Source organism: Novisyntrophococcus fermenticellae, assembly GCF_018866245.1.
Taxonomy (GTDB): Bacteria; Bacillota; Clostridia; order Lachnospirales; family Lachnospiraceae; genus Novisyntrophococcus; species Novisyntrophococcus fermenticellae.
This window is the reverse complement of sequence record NZ_CP076458.1, coordinates 3,207,489-3,224,562: the sequence shown is the minus strand read 5'-3', so window position 1 is coordinate 3,224,562 and position 17,074 is coordinate 3,207,489. Positions and strand designations below refer to the sequence as shown.

At 40.1% G+C, this 17,074-nt stretch carries 16 protein-coding genes; 13 read left to right on the top strand and 3 right to left on the bottom strand.

The window, feature by feature from the left end:
- Window positions 1–151: 151 nt before the first annotated feature.
- The 4 genes from KNL20_RS14990 to KNL20_RS14975 all read left to right on the top strand — a co-directional run bounded on the left by KNL20_RS14990 (window position 152) and on the right by KNL20_RS14975 (window position 2,808).
- Window positions 152–367 (top strand): hypothetical protein, encoded by a 216-nt coding sequence (locus tag KNL20_RS14990; RefSeq protein ID WP_132381034.1) that lies wholly within the window; start codon window positions 152–154, stop codon window positions 365–367.
- A gap of 186 nt (window positions 368–553) precedes the next feature.
- Window positions 554–760: a helix-turn-helix domain-containing protein gene (locus KNL20_RS14985; RefSeq protein ID WP_118374201.1), complete on the top strand. Its 207-nt coding sequence runs from the start codon at window positions 554–556 to the stop codon at window positions 758–760.
- A 49-nt stretch (window positions 761–809) separates the two neighbouring features.
- A complete protein-coding gene (locus KNL20_RS14980; RefSeq protein ID WP_230400130.1) occupies window positions 810–2,315 on the top strand; it encodes a type I restriction-modification system subunit M in 1,506 nt (501 codons plus the stop codon).
- Window positions 2,305–2,808, top strand: coding sequence for a restriction endonuclease subunit S (locus tag KNL20_RS14975; RefSeq protein ID WP_132381036.1), 504 nt, complete (start codon window positions 2,305–2,307; stop codon window positions 2,806–2,808). The genes KNL20_RS14980 and KNL20_RS14975 overlap by 11 nt, the downstream gene beginning before the upstream one ends.
- On the opposite strand, the gene KNL20_RS14970 is transcribed toward KNL20_RS14975, so the two are convergent.
- Window positions 2,805–3,446 (bottom strand): restriction endonuclease subunit S, encoded by a 642-nt coding sequence (locus tag KNL20_RS14970; RefSeq protein ID WP_230398516.1) that lies wholly within the window; start codon window positions 3,444–3,446, stop codon window positions 2,805–2,807. The genes KNL20_RS14975 and KNL20_RS14970 overlap by 4 nt on opposite strands.
- Window positions 3,447–3,540: 94 nt before the next feature.
- On the opposite strand from KNL20_RS14970, the gene xerA reads away from it, so the two are divergent.
- From xerA to KNL20_RS14945, 5 genes are read left to right on the top strand one after another with little or no spacing between them, the layout of a single operon-like run.
- A complete protein-coding gene (gene xerA / locus KNL20_RS14965; protein WP_132381040.1) occupies window positions 3,541–4,524 on the top strand; it encodes a site-specific tyrosine recombinase/integron integrase in 984 nt (327 codons plus the stop codon).
- Between the two features lie 14 nt (window positions 4,525–4,538).
- Window positions 4,539–5,756, top strand: a complete 1,218-nt coding sequence (locus KNL20_RS14960) for a restriction endonuclease subunit S (RefSeq protein WP_230398515.1) — start codon at window positions 4,539–4,541, stop codon at window positions 5,754–5,756.
- Window positions 5,757–5,795: 39 nt separating this feature from the next.
- Complete coding sequence (locus tag KNL20_RS14955) at window positions 5,796–6,587, top strand: hypothetical protein (protein ID WP_132381044.1); 792 nt, start codon at window positions 5,796–5,798, stop codon at window positions 6,585–6,587.
- 16 nt (window positions 6,588–6,603) lie between these two features.
- Window positions 6,604–9,678 (top strand): type I restriction endonuclease subunit R, encoded by a 3,075-nt coding sequence (locus tag KNL20_RS14950; protein WP_230398514.1) that lies wholly within the window; start codon window positions 6,604–6,606, stop codon window positions 9,676–9,678.
- A gap of 17 nt (window positions 9,679–9,695) precedes the next feature.
- The gene (locus KNL20_RS14945; protein WP_230398513.1) at window positions 9,696–10,256 is read left to right on the top strand and encodes a hypothetical protein; all 561 of its coding nucleotides are present in this window, start codon (window positions 9,696–9,698) and stop codon (window positions 10,254–10,256) included.
- A 65-nt stretch (window positions 10,257–10,321) separates the two neighbouring features.
- Here the strand turns inward: KNL20_RS14945 and KNL20_RS14940 are convergent, their stop codons facing one another.
- Window positions 10,322–11,140: an IS3 family transposase gene (locus KNL20_RS14940; RefSeq protein WP_230397402.1), complete on the bottom strand. Its 819-nt coding sequence runs from the start codon at window positions 11,138–11,140 to the stop codon at window positions 10,322–10,324.
- Window positions 11,130–11,477 carry a transposase gene (locus KNL20_RS14935; protein ID WP_230397403.1) on the bottom strand — a complete coding sequence of 116 codons (348 nt, stop codon included), beginning with the start codon at window positions 11,475–11,477 and terminating at the stop codon, window positions 11,130–11,132. Before KNL20_RS14935 ends, KNL20_RS14940 begins: the two co-directional genes overlap by 11 nt.
- A 155-nt stretch (window positions 11,478–11,632) precedes the next feature.
- On the opposite strand from KNL20_RS14935, the gene KNL20_RS14930 reads away from it, so the two are divergent.
- From KNL20_RS14930 to KNL20_RS14915, 4 genes are all read left to right on the top strand, one after another.
- On the top strand, window positions 11,633–13,192 hold the full coding sequence (locus KNL20_RS14930) for an AAA family ATPase (RefSeq protein ID WP_230398512.1): 1,560 nt from the start codon (window positions 11,633–11,635) through the stop codon (window positions 13,190–13,192).
- Window positions 13,189–14,217, top strand: a complete 1,029-nt coding sequence (gene mcrC, locus KNL20_RS14925; protein WP_230398511.1) for a 5-methylcytosine-specific restriction endonuclease system specificity protein McrC — start codon at window positions 13,189–13,191, stop codon at window positions 14,215–14,217. The genes KNL20_RS14930 and mcrC overlap by 4 nt, the downstream gene beginning before the upstream one ends.
- 75 nt (window positions 14,218–14,292) lie before the next feature.
- A complete protein-coding gene (locus KNL20_RS14920) occupies window positions 14,293–15,462 on the top strand; it encodes a hypothetical protein (protein WP_230398510.1) in 1,170 nt (389 codons plus the stop codon).
- A 37-nt stretch (window positions 15,463–15,499) separates the two neighbouring features.
- Entirely contained in the window at window positions 15,500–17,032 is a 1,533-nt protein-coding gene (locus tag KNL20_RS14915) for a Y-family DNA polymerase (protein ID WP_230400129.1), read from the top strand.
- Window positions 17,033–17,074: the final 42 nt, after the last annotated feature.

The following is a 17,074-nucleotide window of genomic DNA, read 5'->3' as shown; positions in this document are numbered from 1 at the left end:
CAGAAGTTCGTCCTAATCGACGAGCTTTCTTTTTTTCAGTATAAAAAATTTCAGCTATCGACAAATTTTTCGGGACTTCGATAGAGAGAATATGCTATAACAACAACTGTCAGTGATAGACACATACTAATAGACATAGGAGGAAGTAGAAGTGAACGACATTTTCAGACAAATAGCGAAAGAAAATGGAACAACTGAAAAAGCAGTAAAAGAGGAAATGCAGTTTGCCATTCGGGAAGCAATGAAAAGTGCTGAACCGGAAGCAATAGCTTTTTGGAAAGCAGTTGCACCGGACGGAAAAGAGCCGCCGATAGAAAAGGTCATAGCAATGATTGCATTGAACGTTAATAATAAAATGTATAATTGAGGTGCTTCGGCATCTCTTTTTTATTATTCTTTAAAAGAGTTGCATTAGGTGTTTGTAAAAAGTGATACCTTAATGCCTCAAAGGTTACATTTCTGTCCGAAATCTTGAAATGCCTGAAAATTTAATATATAATGTTAAATGAGTAACTGTAACGAAGAAGAATTATAAGATGAAGAGGTGTTACTGATGAAGATATGCTATAACAAACTTCAAAAACTTATGATTGACAATCAAATGAAAAGACAGGATTTAATGCGTGCAGCCGAAATCACATCATACGCTGCAACGAAGATAAATAAGAATGAGCCAGTATCTCTTGAAGTACTGATGAGGATATGTCAGGTGTTTCACTGTGACATCGGAGATATATGCGAAGTTATTTTAGACGAGTAATAAAAAGTTATGTATTATGGTTCGCTTGATTTTATAGGAGGATATGTTAATGGCATCGAGTAATAATGCAAATATCGGATTTGAAAAACAGATTTGGGACGCAGCGTGTGTCCTTTGGGGACATATTCCCGCAGCAGAATACAGAAAGGTTATCGTAGGTCTTATTTTCCTGCGTTACATATCAAGTGCGTTTGAAAAGCGTTATCAAGAGCTTGTTGCAGAAGGCGACGGCTTTGAAGATGACAGAGACGCCTATGTTGAGGACAATATTTTCTTCGTACCGGAGGACGCTCGTTGGAGCAAAATTGCTTCATCTGCTCATACTCCTGAAATCGGTACGGTTATCGATGATGCTATGAGAGCCATTGAAAAAGAAAATACTACCCTTAAAAACGTATTGCCTAAGAATTACGCAAGTCCTGATTTGGACAAGCGTGTTTTGGGCGATGTTGTTGACCTGTTCACTAATATGGATATGGGCGACACCGAGGAAAGCAAAGACCTGCTCGGCAGAACTTATGAGTATTGTATTCAGCAGTTTGCCGCTTACGAAGGTGTTAAGGGTGGTGAGTTCTACACGCCTGCAAGTATTGTTAAAACCATTGTTGCTATCTTAAAGCCATTCAAAAACTGCCGTGTATATGACCCTTGCTGCGGTTCGGGCGGTATGTTCGTACAGAGTGCAAAGTTCATTCAGGCTCACAGCGGTAAGCGTGGCGAAATCGCCGTTTACGGTCAAGAGTCCAATGCCGACACTTGGAAAATGGCAAAAATGAATATGGCTATTCGTGGTATTGACGCCGATTTCGGCCCGTATCAGGCAGATACATTTTTCAATGATTTGCACAAGACTTTGAAAGCAGATTTTATTATGGCAAATCCGCCTTTCAACCTCTCTAACTGGGGACAGGAAAAGCTCAAAGACGATGTGCGTTGGAAGTACGGCACACCGCCTGCCGGCAATGCCAACTATGCGTGGATTCAGCATATGATACATCATCTTGCACCTAACGGAAAAATCGGTCTTGTTCTTGCAAACGGTGCTTTGTCCTCTCAGTCAAGCGGCGAGGGCGACATCAGAAAGAACATAATTCAAGCCGACCTTGTAGAAGGAATTGTTGCTCTGCCTACGCAGCTCTTTTACAGCGTTACTATTCCTGTTACCCTTTGGTTCATCACAAAGAATAAAAAGCAAAAAGGCAAAACCTTGTTTATCGACGCTCGCAAAATGGGTTATATGGTTGACCGTAAGCACAGAGATTTTACCGATGACGATATTCAGAAGTTGGCAGATACATTTACCTCTTTCCAAGAAGGAACGATTGAAGATGTGAAAGGCTTCTGCGCTGTTGCTGATTTGCAGGGAATCGAAAAGCAGGACTTCATTTTGACTCCGGGCAGATATGTAGGTATCGAAGAAGTTGAGGATGATGGAGAACCGTTTGAAGAAAAGATGACCCGTCTTACTTCTGAATTATCGGAGATGTTTGCAAAGTCTCACAAACTGGAGAACGAAATCCGTAAGAAACTGGGGGCGATTGGGTATGAAATGTAAGCTTTCTGATATTTGCAGTTTTCGCAAAGGAAAAGTAGAAGTAGAAAGCCTAAATGCGAAAAACTATATATCGACCGAAAATATGTTGCCAAATAAGTGTGGAATTACGGAGGCAAGCTCTTTACCGACTGTTTCTTTAACACAGGAATATAAAAACGGTGATGTCCTTGTTTCTAATATTCGCCCTTATTTCAAAAAAATTTGGCAAGCCCAATATGATGGCGGTTGCTCAAACGATGTATTAGTCTTTGTTCCAAAACCTAATACAGATAAAGATTTCTTGTATTATGTACTTGCGGATGATGATTTCTTTACATATTCTATGGCAACATCAAAGGGAACAAAAATGCCACGAGGAGACAAAACCTCAATAATGCAATACGAAGTTCCTCTGATTGATTTGCAGGTGCAAGAGAAAATCGCAAGTGTTTTGAAGGCATTGGACAAGAAAATTGAACTTAATAATGAAATAAACAATAATTTAGCGGCTTAGATGTCTATATCAGAGACATCAAGTTCACTGGACATTAAACGAGGAAGCAAGGTATCACGAATATCCTGCAAACGGCAATTTTCATCGTAATTATTGCGAATGGTTAAATCCATCGGTGCTACAATCCTTTCAAATTCGTCCAAAATATCATCAGACGGTATAAGAATTGGCATATCATTCAACGAATTACGATTGATAGAACCAAAAACCGTTCCCTCGCCATTGAAAACATCTAACTGTTTTTTAAGCGAAAACATCGTGTAAAGAACAAAGGATTGATGGTGGGATTTAGAATGAATGGCAGCAAGTCCACGACCAATGCAGCAATCCATATGAGCGACATTTAAGTCGCCTACCGGTGCTCGAACGCTCATCAAAGTATCATTTGACCGTGCCATTCGTTTAGGTTCAGTGGTGTATAGACGAACTGACGGAAATCTAAATCCAAATTCCGCACGACCTTGAAAGAAAATTGTGCCAGTTCCGTCCTCGTTATAGCTACTGCCACTTGGCGACTGACCCATTGTAATATCAGCAATATCACTTAAAGTGCCTTCTGCCCAATCAGAACGAGCATTATCTATGAACATTTGCTGATAGATTGCCTGAGCTTGCTGCTCTAAATTATTGTTTAGCATATAACATACCCATAACTTCCGTGGGTGGCGGAAGTTAATATCGGGGGACTTCCGCCCCATAGTCGTTCTCTAAGAATAAAAAGGAGAATTGACTATGAAACAAGAGTTAATCAAAGATGTTATTCAGGGAATGTTACCCTACTTGAACAACGCACAAAACGAAAAATTGCAAGAGGTGTTGAAATATACCCTTGCAAAGTATGAGGTAACGGAAAATCAAAACAAAGAGGAATACTCGGAGCAGAACTATGTAGAACTGTTCCTATCGGCAAAGCGAATTGAGGGCTGCTCCGAGAAATCTCTTAAATACTACAAGGCAACTATCGAAGCTATGCTCTGTGAACTCAAAAAAGATGTCAAACACATAGTTACAGACGACATCAGAGGATACCTGACGGAATATCAGGAAAAGAAGAAATCAAGCAAGGTAACGATAGACAATATCCGCCGTATTCTATCCAGCTTCTTCTCTTGGTTAGAGGACGAGGATTACATACTGAAAAGCCCAATAAGACGCATACACAGAGTAAAAACCGGCACGAATATCAAGGAGACATACTCCGATGAAGCGTTAGAGCTTATGAGGGATAACTGCTCAGAGCTTCGAGACTTAGCGATTATTGATATGCTTGCTTCAACGGGTATGCGTGTCGGCGAAATGGTACTGCTTAATCGAAATGATATTGATTTCAACGAGAGAGAATGTATCGTGTTCGGTAAAGGCAGTAAGGAGCGAGTAGTCTATTTTGACGCTCGCACAAAGATACATTTGCAGAACTATTTGGAGAGCAGGACGGACGACAATCCGGCGCTGTTTGTATCGCTGAAATCGCCACACGAAAGACTGAAAATCGGCGGTGTTGAGGTTCGCCTTAGAGAATTTGGAAAGCAATTAGGAATTAACAAGGTACACCCGCATAAGTTCAGGCGTACACTTGCAACTATGGCAATAGATAAAGGAATGCCCATTGAACAGCTTCAACAACTCTTGGGGCATAGAAAGATAGATACAACCTTGCAGTATGCAATGGTAAAGCAGAGCAATGTTAAGATTGCACATCGAAAATACATTGGATAGAGAGGATACAAACTATGGAAAGAAAACTAATTCAACTTTCAGATGTTATTACGGACATAGCAGCGGGACCATTTGGTTCAAATTTGAAAGTTTCTTGTTTTGTAAATGATGGTTTTCCCATTATTGATGGTGCTAACTTGAAGAGTTTTAAGGTTACTGACAATATAACAAAATTTGTTACGGAAGAAAAGGCACGTTCTTTGCATCGTTCTATCACAAAGCGTGGGGACATTGTTGTTACAATAAGTGGTACACTCGGACAAATAGCATATATTCCTGATGACTCCAACTATGAAGAATATTTATGCTCGCAAAGACAGTTTCGTGTGACTTTTGATACAACAAAAGTATATGTACCTTATTTGGTGTTTTATTTTCATACATACGAGGGGAAACATAAGATATTGTCTTTTGCAAATCAGGTTGGTGTACCTGCGTTATCGCAACCGTTGAAAAATTTCCGACAAATTAGTGTCCAACTACCCACTTTAGAAACGCAAAAGAAAATTGCAAGCATTGTTGAGTCGATTAACGGAAAAATAGAACAAAATGAAATCATAAACAATAATTTAGAGCAACAAGCAATGGCTCTTTTTAAATCGTGGTTTATAGACTTTGAACCATTTGACAGGCAAGTACCTAAAACTTGGATAAATGGTGTACTTGGCGATTTTGTTGAAATAAAACGTGGTGGTTCACCTCGACCTATCCAAAACTTTTTGTCAGATAGTGGATTTCATTGGCTGAAAATATCTGATGCAACTGGTATTACTTCTCCATTCATCAATGAAATTAAAGAATACATCATTGAGGCTGGTTTGAAAAAGACTGTTTACCTTAAATCAGGCAGTTTGGTTTTATCAAATAGCGCCACACCCGGTTTACCTAAGATACTTGATATAGATACTTGCATACACGACGGCTGGCTCTATTTTCCGTCATCAAAGTTTTCAAATGAATATCTGTATCTTTATTTCAAACACATTCGAGACAATCTAATTGCACTTGGTAATGGTAGTGTTTTCACAAATTTGAAAACGGATATTCTAAAGAACTATCCAACATATTTGCCTACCGAGGATGTCTTGAAAAAATTTGACGGATTAGTACAGCCTATTTTCTCTATGATTCTTTCAAAAACAAGAGAAATAAAGAGATTAGCTGAAATCAGAGACACGCTATTACCTAAACTTATGTCCGGCGAATTGGATGTCTCCGACACCGAACTCTAAGCCGCTAAATTATTGTTTATAAGGATAGGAGGGTTAGAAGTGAATAGGTTTGATAATGAAGATAAGATAATATCTCAATTTCAGGAAGTCAACGACAATGAGGTTATGTTTGCAACTCAGTCTGAGACGATTGAAGCTGTTTATTTCTCAATTCATACAGAAACCTTATGGAAAAACTGGATAAATAGTTCCGGCAAGTCTGACCCGCCGCCTGATTACTATTCGCCAAAAGACGAGCTGATGATGGATGTTATGCGAGTTGACGACCACGCTTTTGTAGATGAAAAGGGAAAAATTCAAAATCCGACAAACGCCGGAGAAAGCAAGCTTTATAAAGAACTTAAAGAAAGCAGCATACAAGAAATCTACCCTAATGCAGAACTTATAGTTAATGCCAAAACACTTTTGCCGTCAGAGCAAGACCATAACTATTTGTTCTACAAGTCAAACTTTGAACGAATAGTTTCCGAACATATAAAAAAGCTTCCGCTTTACCAAAGCAACCACGACGGTTACAAAACCGTTTTGTTCGTTATGGATGAGTCCTCTGCGTATCTTCAATGTGAAAGCAATAAGCCGAATATGGATGAAGTACACGAAGGCGAAATGATAGCAGGAAAACCACACTTGTTCTTTTGGGATGAAAACTTCGTAAATGTCTTTTTACATAGCGGTATTGATTATTTGATTTGGTATGCACCATATAAACTGCTCAGAACTTCACAAGGGATTTTTGAACTTCCTAAGGTTGTGATGTTTGACTGTAAAACCGGAAACTACGATAATTTAATCAAGTATAACGAAGAAAGAATATGCAGCTCCGAGCTGTAAAAAAGGAGAAATGAAAATGCCGGGATTATATACCGAAGCCGATTATGAAAATTCAGTAATCGAGCTGTTCAGAAATGATTTGGGATACGAGTACGCATACGGTCCCGATATTGAAAGAGACTTTTACAGTCCGTTATATGAGGAAGTTCTGCTTGACTCTCTGTACCGTTTGAACAGAGAGTTACCCGATGACGCCATTTCCGACGCACTATTCAAGCTGAAGAACTTTGAAAACGGAGAACTTGTACAGAAAAACGCCGTGTTTATGGACTATCTGCAAAACGGTATCCCGGTTAGATATTTTGTTGACGGTGAGGAGCGTTCCTCTATCGTCTATCTTGTTGACTATAAAAATCCCGACAATAACTCCTTTATCGTTGCTAACCAATGGACTTTTATTGAGAACAGCAATAAACGCCCCGATGTAATTCTCTTTTTGAACGGCTTGCCGGTTGTGTTGGTTGAGCTGAAATCTCCGTCTCGTGAAGAAACGGACGCTTCCGAAGCGTACAGGCAGCTCCGTAACTATATGATTGAGATTCCGTCAATGTTCATTTACAACGCAATTTGTGTAATGAGCGACCAGTTGACCTCCAAAGCGGGTACGATCACCTCCGGTGAAGACCGCTTTATGGAGTGGAAAACAAAAGACGGCGACTACGAAAACACGCAATATGCACAGTTTGATACTTTCTTTGAGGGTATGTTCCAAAAAGAAAGACTGCTTGATATAATCAAAAACTTTATTTGCTTTTCTAACGAGGGTATCAATTCGTTTAAGATACTTGCAGGGTATCATCAATACTTTGCGGTCAGAAAAGCGATTGAATCCACAAAACACGCTACCGTTACCGACGGTAAGGGCGGCGTATTTTGGCATACCCAAGGCAGCGGAAAGTCGCTGTCTATGGTGTTTTATGCTCATTTGTTGCAAGAAGCGTTAGACAGCCCGACGATTGTTGTTATTACAGACAGAAACGACCTTGACGACCAGCTTTATGGTCAGTTTGCAAAGTGCAAAGACTTTTTAAGGCAAGAGCCGGTACACGCTACTTGCAGAAAGCTGACAGAAACTTCGGGTAAAAATGATGTCGGATTAAAGGACTGGTTGGATGGCAGACAGGCAAACGGCATTATTTTTACCACTATGCAAAAGTTCGAGGAGTCTTACGAAGCGTTATCCGAACGCCGCAACATTGTGGTTATGGCAGACGAAGCACACCGTGGACAATATGGACTGACCGAAACCGTGGACGCTAAAACCGGTAAGGTTAAAATCGGTACGGCTCGTGTTATCCGCAACACCTTGCCTAACGCTACATATATCGGCTTTACAGGCACACCTATTTCTTCAAAAGACCGCAGCACCCGTGAGGTATTTGGTGGCTATATCGATATTTACGATATGACGCAGGCGGTCGAGGACGGAGCGACACGCCCTGTCTATTACGAAAGCCGTGTAATTAAGCTCAATCTCGATGAAGCAACGCTACGGATGATTGATACCGAGTATGATATTATGTCCGCCAACGCAGACGAAGAAGTTATCGAAAAGAGCAAGCGTGAACTCGGTCAGATGGAAGCAATACTTGGCAACGATAACACCATCAATTCGCTTGTAAGCGATATACTCGACCACTACGAGAACAACAGAGAAAACCTGCTGACAGGTAAAGCAATGATTGTTGCTTACTCTCGTCCTATCGCTATGAAAATTTATAAGCGTATTTTAGAGCTGCGCCCTGCTTGGACAGAAAAAGTGGCGGTTGTAATGACTTCCGGCAACAACGACCCGGAAGAATGGCGTGAGATAATCGGTAATAAGCACCACAAGGACGAGATTGCAAAGAAATTCAAGAACAACAACAGTCTGCTTAAAATCGCAATCGTTGTAGATATGTGGCTCACAGGCTTTGATGTGCCGTCCCTTGCCACTATGTATGTTTATAAGCCTATGTCGGGACATAATCTAATGCAGGCTATTGCCCGTGTAAACCGTGTATTCCGTGACAAAGAGGGCGGTCTTGTTGTTGACTATGTCGGCATTGCAACAGCACTCAAAAAAGCAATGAACGACTATACCGCCCGTGATAAAAAGAATTATGGCGACACCGATGTTGCAAAGGTTGCTTTCCCGAAATTCCAAGAAAAGCTGTCCGTCTGCCGTGATAAGTTCCACGGATTTGATTATTCCAAGTTCCAAACCGGCACAGACCTTGAAAGGTCTAAGACTATCAGCGGTGCTGTCAACTTCATTATGGGCAGAGAAAAAATAGATGATAAGGACTCGTTTGTAAAAGAAGCACTTATGCTTCATCAAGCATTGTCCCTCTGTTCATCTATGGTTGATGAAAGCGACCGTATAGAAGCAGCGTTCTTTGAGGCAGTTCGTGTACTTGTTTTGAGACTTGCAAACACAGGAGTTGGCAAGAAAATATCCCTACCTGAAATGAATGCAAGAATTAACGAATTATTAAAACAGAGTATCAAAAGCGACGGAGTAATAAACCTATTCTCAGATGTTAAAGAAGAATTTTCCCTCTTTGATCCAAAGTTCCTGCAAGAAGTTGCAAATATGAAAGAGAAAAACCTTGCTGTTGAACTTTTGAAAAAGTTGATTGCAGAGCAAGTTTCTGTTTACCGCAGGACGAATGTGGTTAAGTCTGAAAAGTTCAGTGAGATTATGCAGCGTGCGCTCAATGCGTATTTGAACGGTATGCTGACCAATGAAGAAGTCATTGAAGAAATGCTGAAACTGGCAAAGCAGATTGCGGCAGCACAAAAAGAGGGAGACCAACTCGGACTTACAGCCGATGAGCTTGCATTCTACGATGCCCTCACAAAGCCGCAGGCAATCAAGGACTTCTACGAAAACGACGAACTCATTGCCATTACAAAAGAGCTTGCCGATACACTCCGCAGAAACAAGACGATTGACTGGCAAAAGCGTGAGTCTGCAAGAGCAAAAATGCGTATGCTCATTAAGAAACTTTTGAAAAAGCATAAGTATCCGCCGGAGGGTATGGACGATGCAGTTCAAACCGTTATGACTCAGTGCGAACTTTGGACAGATAATATGATGGAAGCGTAGGTTGATGGAGAATGAATATGGACAAGAGATTTCAATGGACAGAATTTTATATGGAGTTGGCTTCTGCCCTACTTTCTTACAAAAACAATAGAAGTGACTTGATTGCTAAACTCAAAACTATCTTTGCCGATGCCGGAATGAATTTTCCGTTTAAGGAAAGAGGAAAAGAAGTATATGAGGACATCTGCCCGTTTACCGTTTTCGGCTCGTTTAATAAGGGCATAACAAATGCAAATCGTATTGCTTTGTTGGAACAATTCGCAAAGCAATTTTCGATTAAGGCTGCTGTGCCGACAGAGTTTGACGGTATTCCGGTAGTAATGAATTTAAGTGCGTGGTTCTTTGCGTATAAAGAAAATCGTGGAGAACACGACATAGATAACCTTTGGGATTTGCTTGAAAAAGCAATAGCATATTCCGATGAAGCCTCCACAGATAATAAAAATGCTTTCATTGCTGCCTATGACACAGTTACAAAGCAGAAAATGATTAAGTGGAATATTACGATGGGACTTTATTGGGCAAGTATAGTGGCTCAGTTGTCAAGACAAAAATCTAAGATTTTTATAATGAACTGATATGGTGGATAAGTGACAAGGAGTATGGGGAAGGCAGTGGAACACCCCCCAGATCCATATATGCATCAAGCTACATAGGGCAGTAGCATTGCCGGGTAGTAGCATTCAGCCGGTTTTTGATAGTCAAGGGCAGAATGACATCTTTCAAAATTATAAGTGAAAATATATCGTCCGATAGCGGCTCTGGCTTCTTTGATATTGTTATATTGTGTAAGGTACGCTTCTTCATATTTGAAGCTACGAAACCAGCGTTCAATCATGATGTTGTCAGCCCAACGGCTTTTCCCATCCATGCTTTGGCGAATTCCATTTTTCTTTAAGAATTCAATATATTGTTGACTTGTAAACTGACATCCTTGATCGGAATTTAAAATTTGTGGCTTTGCAACCTTAAAAGCCTTTTTCAAGGCATTGACAACCATTCGGGTATCAAGTGTATCATCGACTTCCCAGCCGACAATACAGCGGCTGTACCAGTCGATTACAGCAGTCAGGTACAAAAATCCATGCCGGATGGGAATATATGTAATGTCAATCGACCAAGCCTGATTAGGCTTGTCTATGACAGCATTGCGGAGAAGATAAGGGAATACCTTAGCTTGCTGCATCCGCTTCGAAAGGTTCATCTTTGGGTAGATTGGATGAATGTCCATTTCGCTCATGTAGCGGCGTGCTTTCCGGCGACCAACATGATAACCACGAAGCTTCAACTGTGCTGACATCTGCCTGGCACCCCAGGTCGGATTATCTGTGTGAAGGTGATCAATGATCTCTTTACAAGCCAGTTCTTCCTCTGATACAGGCGTTCCTTTGTAATAAATGCTGGTGCGGTTGATATCCAGGAGCTTTGCCCCGACAGAAGCAGGTAATTCTTTAGTCGTCAAAAGGTTTTGGACTAAACTTACTCTCGTAGTCAGGTCCACAAATTTCTTCAGATTTTTTTTTGAGCCAGTCAACCTGCATGGTTAACTGACCAACCTTTTTGGCATACTCCGACTTCTCTTTGCGTTCTTCTGCAAGCTTATCTTTGAGGTTTTCCTCTCGCTTGTCGTCAAATGCTGCAGAAGCGTTGTTTAGGAATTCTTTCTTCCAGTTACGGAGTAAGTTGGGTTGAATATTATTTTCAGTTGCAAGGGTATTGAGATCTTTCTCTCCCTTAAGTAACTCAATCACAAGGTCTGATTTAAATTTGGCACTAAAGTTTCTTCTTTGTCTGGACATAGCAATGAATCCTTTCTTTCATACTGATTTTAGTATATCAGATTCATTAAAATCTGTCTGGGAAAGTGTCTTAATTTATGAGACCATTATAAAGACCATATACATTCATCAATTTGGACTCTACCAACAGAGCCTTTATTACGGATGTGGACAATATGCCCCATTATTTCACGACCATATTCTCTGATATAAATAAAGGATTACCCGACGGAAGAAACTATTTGTTTATGTGCGAGCAGGCAAAGAACGCTCTTAATCAGAAAGAATATGAGTATCACAGTTTCCCTGAACTGTCTTATTATGCTTGGAAAAGCAACAAATCGGGCAAAACAGAAGAAACCACAACAACCACAGTTGATTCAAATATAAAAGAAACGAATTATTGGATTTACTCTCCCGGTGACAACGCTTCAATGTGGGACGAGTTCTATAAATCCGGCATAATGGGTATCGGTTGGGACGATGTTACAGACCTTAAAGGATTTTCTTCAAAAGAGGAAATCAAAGAGTATATGAAAAAGGTTTACGACCCAAGTTACTCCTACAAAAACAACGCTCATTGCCTTTGGCAGTTTGCAAATGAAATTAAAGTCGGCGATGTGATTTTCGTCAAAAAAGGAATGCATAAAATCATCGGAAAAGGCATTGTAACTTCCGATTATATCTATGATACCTCAAGAAGCACATACAAGCACATTAGAAAAGTTGACTGGCAAAACAAGGGCGAATGGGAACATCCCGGTCAGGCAGTTATGAAAACGCTCACCAACATATCGGCTTATCCCGATTATGTTCAAAAGCTGCTTGCTCTGTTTGCGGAAGATACTTCTGAGGAAGTATCGGAACAAAAGGAAATCAAGTATCCGTTGTATTCAAAAGATGATTTCCTGAATGAAGTCTATATGGATGAGGATACATATAACACGCTTACGGAATTGCTTGAAGCAAAATACAATGTTATTCTGCAAGGCGCACCCGGCGTAGGTAAGACTTTTGCAGCAAAGAGGCTTGCTTACTCTATTATGGGACAGAAAGACACCAGCCGTGTAGCAATGGTACAGTTTCATCAAAGCTACTCTTACGAAGATTTCATTCAAGGATACAGACCGTCAAAAGACGGCTTTGAACTTGAAAACGGGACATTCTATAAGTTTTGCAAAGAAGCGGAAGAAGATAATGAACGCCCCTATTTCTTTATTATTGATGAAATCAACCGTGGTAATTTGAGCAAAATTCTCGGTGAACTTATGATGTTAATCGAGAAAGATAAACGTGGCGAAAAAATCAAACTGCTTTATTCTAATGAATGGTTTACTGTACCTCAGAATGTCAGAATTATAGGTATGATGAACACCGCTGACAGAAGCCTTGCATTAATGGATTATGCGTTGAGAAGAAGATTTGCTTTCTTTGATTTCGCACCAGCGTTTCCTTCGGAAGGCTTCAAGAACTATTTGGCGGAAAAGAATTCTCCAAAATTAGAAAGCCTAATAACTGCTGTCGAGTCATTGAATAACACTATTTCTGCTGATGAGTCATTGGGAGATGGTTTCAGAATCGGTCACAGCTATTTCTGTACCGATGGAGAAATTACTGATGAATGGCTCAAATCCGTTGTGGAATATGAAGTAATACCGCTTATCAAAGAATATTGGTTTGACGAGCCGACAAAAGTTAGAGATTGGTCTGCTACTTTAAGGAGTGCAATTAAATGATTCGCATACAGAACATATACTATATGCTTTCCTATGCGTTTCAGGTTCTCAACGAAGATGGCTATAAGCAGGTTGCTACCGAAGAATTTGAAAATGCAGCCGAACTATGTGCTGCCATATTGATAAAAGGTGTTTCTTCTCAGCTAAAACGAGGATTGGGCAAAGAGTATATTGTTCAAACGGAGGAATTATCTTCATTAAGGGGTAAAATTGATATTTCTGCTTCGGTAAAAGAGCAAACTATGCTGAGAAAACGCCTTGTCTGCAACTATGATGAGTTTTCGGTCAATTCATATATGAATAGAATTATCCGAACAACAATGGACACGCTCGTAAGAAGCAATATCAGCAAGGATAGAAAAAAGCAACTTCGTAAACTCCTCATTTATTTTGCAGAAGTCGAACCTTTGAATCGTGAGAGCATAAATTGGAAGCTTCAATTTAATAAGAATAATCAAACCTATCAGATGTTGATTTCGATTTGTTATCTGATACTCAAAGGCTTGCTTCAAACAACTTCTGACGGAAGCACAAAGTTAATGGACTTCCTTGATGAGCAGCGTATGTGCAGGCTTTATGAGAAGTTCATTCTTGAATACTACCGTAAGGAACACCCTGAAATTCGGGCGTCAGCGTCTCAAATTCCTTGGGATACTGACGATGATTACAGAGAAATGCTCCCTGTTATGCAAAGCGATATTATGCTTAAAAGCGGAGATAAAACTTTGGTAATTGATGCAAAATACTATGCTCATACCACGCAAAGTCAGTACAATACAAATACGCTACATTCTGGAAATTTGTATCAGATATTTACTTATGTGAAAAATCTTGATACAAGCAACTCCGGTAATGTTGCTGGAATGTTATTATATGCCAAAACGGATGAGATTGTGTTGCCAAATAATGATTATAAAATGGGTGGAAATCAAATATCAGTAAAAACACTGGATTTGGACTGTGAATTTGCAGAAATAAAGAGGCGGTTAGATGATATAGTACAAAGATATTTTGACTGTTCCTAATTATGGGCAGGATATTCGCAAAATTTACAAGGTCTGTTATGAAACTAAAATAACAGACCGAAAAGAGGTATGAATATGGGCGAGATTGTAAAAATGGATAATGGGAAAGACAATGAGATAATGGCAATGATGAACGATGCATCGTTGTGTCCGCTGTTAGAGGAAACAAAAGTTGGTGTTTCCAATTACACAAAATTACCAGTAACAAGATTGACAGCTATGGGAACAGCGTTTCAACCATTGACAACTGCTGTGCAAACCGCAGTAACCGGAGCTGGTGGAAGTGGATTGTACTATGTTAATACAGCCGGAAAAACAATGTTTCAGATGAAGGAAACGGGCAATTTTATCGGTTCTCTGAAAACCTCAGCAGGTTTGGTTGGCGGAGGACAGGCTCAGATGATGCCGCTTGCTTTTGACCCAACAATGCTATTTATGGCGGCTGCACTTGCGAATATTGATAAAAAACTGGATTCTATAAAAGAAATGCAGCAGGAAATGATGGATTTTCTTGTTCAGAAGGAAAAGGCTGAATTAAAAGGAAATCTTACATTTCTGTATGACGTGTTCAATAATTACAAGTATAACTGGAATAATGAAATGTATAAGAATAGCAATCATACAATGGTGCTTGCCAAAAAAAAAGAAGCAGAAGCAAAGATAGTATTTTACCGTGAACAGATAATTGCCAAAGTAAATAAGAAATCTTTGATTCATAGTGACCAGACGGTAAACAAGCAGTTGCAAGCGGTACAAGACCAATTTAAAGATTACCAGCTTGCATTATATACACTTGCATTCTCCTCATTCCTAGATGTAATGCTTGTGGGAAATTATGACAAAGAGTATTTGTCCGGTATTTCAGAAAAATTGGATGATTATTCGATGAAATACAGAGAACTTTATACGCAGTGCTATGAAGAAATATCTGGATATTCTTCTACTTCCATACAATCCTCTTTGCTGAAAGGATTATCAAAGACAACGAAAGCAGTCGGCAAGCTTGTAGAGCGGATACCAGTTGTTGGAGATACGCAGGCTGATGAAACGCTCATTGCAGCAGGGGAAAAGCTTGGCGACATAGGAACAGAAAAAATTCGTAAACAGATGCGGCAGTTGATTGAACGACAGAGTAACTTTGTCCGTCCGTTTATTGATAATATTGATACTGTAAATCGACTAAATAATAATCCGGTACAGTTATTAGTAGACAAGGACAATCTTTATATTGCAACGATAACATAATTTACTCGAAGAAATATTTAGAAGGGGGCATAGAATGATGACAAAGCAAAAGACCTATATCGCAATCGACCTTAAATCATTCTATGCTTCTGTGGAGTGTAAAGAACGAAATCGTGACCCATTGACAACAAATCTTGTGGTTGCAGATAAGAGCAGGACAGAGAAAACAATCTGCCTTGCGGTATCTCCGTCATTGAAAAGTTATGGGATACCCGGCAGACCACGCTTGTTTGAGGTCGTGCAAAAGGTAAAAGAAGTTAATAATACACGAAGGTGGAAAGCACCAAATCATACATTTGAGGGTTCGTCTGATGACAGTACAGAATTAAATGCGAATCCGGCATTAGAGATTGATTATATCGTTGCACCACCTCGTATGGCATACTATCTGGAGTACAGTACCAAGATTTACAGTGTTTACTTGAAATACATTGCTCCGGAAGATATTTTCCCGTACTCGATTGATGAAGTATTTATAGATGCAACAAAGTATCTGAATACCTATCAGATGACCGCAAGGGAACTTACCATGACGATGATACAGGATGTTTTGAAAACGACTGGAATCACAGCAACAGCCGGAATCGGCACGAATATGTACTTGTGTAAGATTGCGATGGATATTGTGGCAAAGCATATTGAGCTGGATAAGGACGGTGTGCGAATTGCTGAACTTGATGAAATGTCATATCGCCGGAAATTGTGGAGTCATCGCCCGATAACCGATTTCTGGAGAGTCGGAAATGGTTATGCGAAGAAGTTAGAGGAACACGGACTTTATACAATGGGCGATATTGCAAGATGTTCTATCGGAAAGCCGAATGAACTGTATAACGAGGAATTGCTGTACAAGCTGTTCGGTATCAATGCGGAACTGCTCATAGACCACGCTTGGGGATATGAGCCTTGCACAATGGAACAGGTCAAAGCATATAAGCCGGAAACAAACAGTGTATCTTCCGGTCAGGTGTTGCACTGTCCATATGATTACGAAAAGGCAAAGTTGATTGTAAAAGAAATGACCGACCAAATGGTGCTTGATTTGGTGGATAAAGGACTTGTAACTGACCAGCTTGTGTTGACAATCGGCTATGATATTGAGAATTTAAGTAATCCGAACTTAAAATATCAATATCAATACAAAGGCGAGGTTACGATTGACCGATATGGACGCAAAGTTCCAAAGCACGCACACGGAACAGCGAATCTTGAGAAAAAGACTTCCTCTACTCGATTGATTACCAACGCCGTGATGGACTTGTATGACAGGATAGTTGACGAGCATTTGCTTGTACGCAGAATAACAATCACAGCGAATAAACTTGTTGATGAAAAATCCGTCAAGCAGGAAGATGAATACCAGCAGCTCGACCTCTTTACCGATTACGAAGCACAGAGGAAGAAGCAGGCGGAGGAAGAAGAAAAATTAGAACGGGAAAGGCGTATGCAAGAAGCAATGCTGAGTATCAAAAAGAAGTTTGGCAAGAATGCTGTGTTGAAGGGAATGAACCTTGAAGAAGGTGCAACCGCCAAAGACCGAAACGAGCAAATCGGCGGTCATAAGGCTTAAACAAATCGGAAGTTTACAGCGAGGTGAAAGAGGTTGAATTAT